Annotated in this window: 4 protein-coding genes; all 4 read right to left on the bottom strand. The window is 72.1% G+C overall.

What is annotated here, in order from left to right; translation table 11 throughout:
* Positions 1-164: 164 nt before the first annotated feature.
* Entirely contained in the window at positions 165-443 is a 279-nt protein-coding gene (locus ACFVWW_RS34075) for an acyl carrier protein (protein ID WP_386879496.1), read from the bottom strand.
* Between the two features lie 91 nt (positions 444-534).
* Entirely contained in the window at positions 535-1479 is a 945-nt protein-coding gene (locus ACFVWW_RS34070; protein ID WP_384193931.1) for a threonine/serine dehydratase, read from the bottom strand.
* Positions 1476-3038 (bottom strand): amino acid adenylation domain-containing protein, encoded by a 1563-nt coding sequence (locus ACFVWW_RS34065; protein ID WP_386879497.1) that lies wholly within the window; start codon positions 3036-3038, stop codon positions 1476-1478. The genes ACFVWW_RS34070 and ACFVWW_RS34065 overlap by 4 nt, the downstream gene beginning before the upstream one ends.
* Positions 3035-4816 (bottom strand): lantibiotic dehydratase (locus ACFVWW_RS34060; RefSeq protein ID WP_386879498.1); only part of this gene is annotated, 1782 nt, incomplete at its 5' end. The genes ACFVWW_RS34065 and ACFVWW_RS34060, both read right to left, overlap by 4 nt.

The following is a 4816-nucleotide window of genomic DNA, read 5'->3' as shown; positions in this document are numbered from 1 at the left end:
AACACCTCCCCCCCACCAAACTTGTCCGCCGCAACCGCCAAACCCTCCGGCACCAAACGCAACACCCCCGCCACCGGAAAACCCGGCCCACGAAGGCCCACTTGGTCCCACAGGCGCCATCTTCCGCTCAGCGAAATGGATTCCTCGGTCATCCGGACAGCCTCCTATGCCTGGTCGGCGGCGCGGTCCGCGAAGTCCGCGGCGAGGACCTCCGCGAGCTCCGCCGGCGTGGGGTAGGTGAAGATGAGGGCGACCGGGACCTCCGTGCCCAGGGCGTCCTGGACCCGGGCGATGATCTGGAAGGCGGCGAGGGAGTCGCCGCCCGCCTCGAAGAAGTCACTCGCGGTGTCGAGCGCGGCGTCGCCGAGCGTCTCCCGGTAGCCGATCGCGATGAGCTCGGCGAGCTCCGGGGCGTCGATGGAGGTGTGATGCGCCGTGGTCATGTTGTTCTCCTTGTGTGGTGATGAGAGGTACGGGTTGGAAACGGGCGACGTGGCGGTGCGCCGGAGCCCCGGGGACTCGCGGCACGGACGCTCACGCGTGGTTCAGGTCATGGCCGATCGCCGCTGACAGAGCCTCCGGGGTGTTCCCGCCGGACACCACGACCGCGGCCGTGCCGCTGAAGCCGCTCCGCAGGGCCCCGGCCAGTGCGACGCTCCCGCTCGGTTCCGCCGGGATGCCGGCCTGGTGCAGGAGGCCCATCGCATGGACGATCTCCTCGTCGGTGACCCCGACCAGATCGTCCACGCGCCGCCGGATCAGCGGGAAGGTCACCTCGCCGGGACGCTGGCCGCGCAGTCCGTCGGCGACGGTGTCGCAGGGGGGCAGCTCGACCGGATGCCCGGCCGCGAGCGAGCGCGCGTAGCGTCTCGCGTCCACCGGCTCCACGCCGACGATCCGTACCGGCCGCGCCTGCCCCGCCGAGGCGAGACACACGCCCCCGAGCAGACCGCCGCCACCGGCCGGGACGAAGACGGTGGAGACACCGGGGGCGTCCTCGAATATCTCCAGGCCGACGGTGCCCTGTCCGGCGACCACGAGTTCATGGTCCGAGGAGGGAATGAGCACCGCTCCGGTCGTGGCCGCGAACTCCCGTGCGCACCGCTCGCGTTCGGCCACCCCGCCGCCGCTCCGGATCACCCGGGCGCCGAGGGCCTCGATGGCCCGCTGCTTGGCCACGTTCGCCCCGGCGGCCATGACGACGGTGACACCGATGCCGAGGGGCACACCGAGCGCCGCGACCGCGATGCCGTGGTTCCCCGAGGAACCAGTGACGATGTCGGTGGCGCCCAGTGCGAGCAGCGCGTTCGCCGCCCCGCGCAGTTTGAACGAGCCGCTGCGCTGGAGGTGTTCGGCCTTGAGCAGCATGCGGGGCAGCGAGTCGGCGGTGAGCAGGGGCGTACGGCGTATGTACGGGGCGATGCGCCCGGCGGCGGCGACCACGTCGGCGTGGCCGAGGCGCGTGCCGGCGGCCGTCATGACACACGCTCCGCCAGCAGCGTGGCGGACCGGCCCAGCGTGCCGCGATCGGCCTTACCACTGCGGGTCACGGGCAGCCGGTCGATACGGGTGAACCGCCTCGGCATCATGTGGGGAGGCAGGGTGATCGCGAGATGGGCGCGCACCTGGGCGTCGCCGGTCCCGTCGAGCAGACCGGTGACATGCGCGCTCAGCCACGTCCGCCCCCGGCTGTCGGTCTCGGCGGTGACCACCGCGCCGGTGACCTCCGGGTGAGTGAGCAGGGCCCCCTCGATCTCGGCGGGGTCCACCCGGTGGCCACGGATCTTGATCTGCCGGTCGGTCCTGCCGAGATACTCCACATTGCCGTCGGGCAGCCGACGGGCCAGATCACCGGTGCGGTACATACGGGCGCCGGGGGGACCGTAGGGGTCGGGCAGGAAACGGTCGGCGGTCAGCGCCGCCCGGCCTCGGTAGCCACGGGCGACCCCGGCGGCGCCGATGTGCACGTCTCCCACCACCCCGTCGGGCACGGCGCGCAGTTCGGGGTCGAGCAGATGGACGGTGACCCCGTCGATGGGCGTACCGACGACATCGGCGGAGGTGTCGGGTACGGCGGGCACCTCGTACCGGGTGGAGGTCATCGTGCACTCGGTGGGGCCGTACTGGTTCACCAGCCGGCCGCCGATCAGTCCGCGGCCGCCGGCGGCGAGGAAGGGGCGCAGCGACTCGCCGCTGGAGACGAGCAGCCGCATCCCGCGCAGCCGTTCGGCCGCCGCCGGGTCCTGGGCGAGGAAGACGAGGAACGAGGGGGTCGTGCTCAGTACGGTGTCCGCGCCGTATTCCTGGAGGGTCTGCGCGAACGCGTCGGCGCACAGCAGCCGGGAGCGGTCGACGAGGACGATACGGCCACCCGCGGCGAGCGGCGCGAAGGTGTCCCTGATGGACGCGTCGTAGCCGAGCGGCGCGAGCTGGACGGCGACGGTGTGGGTGCCCAGACCGTAGTCGCGGATCACGAAGCGCAGATACGAGTCGAGGCCGCCGCGTTCGATCATGACGGCGTTGGGTGCGCCGGTGGATCCCGAGGTGTGGCTGATGTAGGCGAGCGAGCGGGGTCCTGGGGCATCGGGGAGCGCCGCGTCCGGGTCCGGCTCCGGGAGCCGGTCGAGCAGCAGGGTCGGCCCGGTGACGGGCACGGCGAGCCGCGGCGCGAGCGCCTCGCGGGTGAGCAGGAACCGTGCCTGCCCGCTCTCGGCCATGGCGGCCAGCCGTGGGCCCGGCAGTTCGATGTCGAGGGTGAGGAACGCGCCGCCGGCCCGCAGCACGGCGGCCATGGCGACGACGGCGTCGACGCCCCGCTCGACCGCGATGGCGCACACCTGCTCGGGGCCCACGCCGTGCGCGGCGAGGACCCGGGCCAGGTGGTCGATCCGGCCGGCCAGCTCTCCGTACGAGAGCGTGGTGTCCGGGGTGATGAGGGCGACGGCGTGCGGATCGCGCGCGGCGTGGGCGCGGATGTCGTCCACGAAGGTGCGCGTTCCCGCGCGGTCCTGCCCGTCGTCCGGGCGGACGCCGGTCATCGTTCCTCTCCCGTGTCCGCGGTGCGGTCGACCGCGACGAAGCGGAGTTCCGAGGTGTACGTATTGCCCTCGTCGTCCGTCAGCCAGGCCTGCTCGGGTGTCGGCAGCATCTCCGTCACCGTCAGCCGCGCCGCCGGATCCTTACGCGCCAGCCGACGCACCGCCTTCGCGAAGATATTCACATACACCGGACTGTCGAAGTCCACATAGAACGGCCGCGGCTCCGTCGGAGACACCACGAACACCCACCGCGGCAACTCCTGCTCATCCCGCCACCGACGCGCCCGCACGAACCGCCGCGCCTCACTCTTCTCCCCCGCGAACTCCACCTCCGACCCCACGAACCGCCACGTCTCCCGCGCCACCACCATCGAATCCACCATCACCCGCGGCGAACGATCGGTGTCGGGCAGCAGGGTGAACCGGTCCATGACGCGGTTGGTCATCGCGTGGCAGAACACATCGAGCAGGTCGAAGACCGAACCGTCGGGGAGGAGGGCCTTGAGCTCTCCGTCCCGCTCCTCCACGCGTACATCGCCACAGCGGACGGTGCGCGGGCGGTGCGGGTCGGCCGTGTGGTCCACGAGGGCGACGTAGTAGTCCTCGGGGCGCTCCAGGGACGGCCGGCTGCGGGAGGACCACTTCAGCGGCAGTTCCTTCGGCAGCATCGGCACCAGCCGGGGCCCGGGGAAGTCGGTCGTGGTCTCGTCGATCAGCTCCTGCATGTCCGGGTGCTGGTGGACGAAGAGCGAGGCGCCCAGGGTGTTCATGGCGACATGCATCTCACCGAGGACGAGTTCGAACTCGCCGCGTTCCACGGCGGCCAGATCCTCGGCGATGATCATCAGGTCGGGGCTGATGTAGCGGGCCAGGGACCAGCCGCGGCCCGGCTCGTCGAAGGCTTCCCGCACCTGGTCGGCGATGTCGGCGGAGGACAGCCGGACGCGGCGGGCCCCGGCCGGGGCGTTGATGATCTTCCCCCAGCGGTCCCGCAGTTCGGCCTGGATGCGGTCGATGTCGGCGATCGACTGACTGTGCGGGGCGGGCAGGCACTCGAACCAGAGGGAACCGAGGTCGACCCGGTCCTGCTTGGCGCTGAGCCGGTCGTACGCCTCCTTGACGCGCCGGCTGATGACCTCGGCGAACCGGTTGGTCATCCAGCGGGCGCCGGTCAGGCACAGTTCCAGGGGGGTGAGCTGCTCCAGCACGGCGGTGCCCACGGTGGCGGTCGCCGATCTGCGGCAGTCGGAGTAGACCAGCGCGCGGTTCGGGGCCGTACGGGCGCCCTTCTCGCGCTGCGCGGAGGCCGCGGTGAGCTCGGCGTAGTCGGCTTCGAGCGCGGCGAGCGCGGCGCAGAGTTCCTCGGCGTCGAGTCCGGCCGCCTGGACGCGGGCCCGGCCCCGTTCGAGTGTGTCCAGCTTGGCGAGGGCCGGCTCGCGCAGGCCGGCGTCGCCGATCGTCTCCAGAAACGCGCGCAGGCTGCGCTCCGGGTAGGTGCCGGAGGGCACTTCGAGCCGCCAGGTGACCCAGCGCTGGGCGATGAGCCACTCCAGGTCCTCGGTGATCTCGGCGGGGGACACCTCCCGGCCTTCGGCCCGGCCGACCTCCGCGGTGAGTTCGGCGAGCGGGCGGGTGCCGTCGCAGAGTTCGAGGACCCGCAGCAGCCGTTCGGGAACCTCACGCGCCGGACGACCCGGCACCCGCACCGAACCCTCCACCACCCCCACAAACGGCACCCGACGCGGCGCCACCCACTCCCGCACCCCCGGATCACCAGC

This window comes from Streptomyces sp. NPDC058198, assembly GCF_042882605.1.
In the GTDB taxonomy this organism is placed as follows: Bacteria; Actinomycetota; Actinomycetes; order Streptomycetales; family Streptomycetaceae; genus Streptomyces.
Note: the sequence above shows the minus strand (reverse complement) of the source record. Positions and strands in the feature narration are given on the sequence as shown.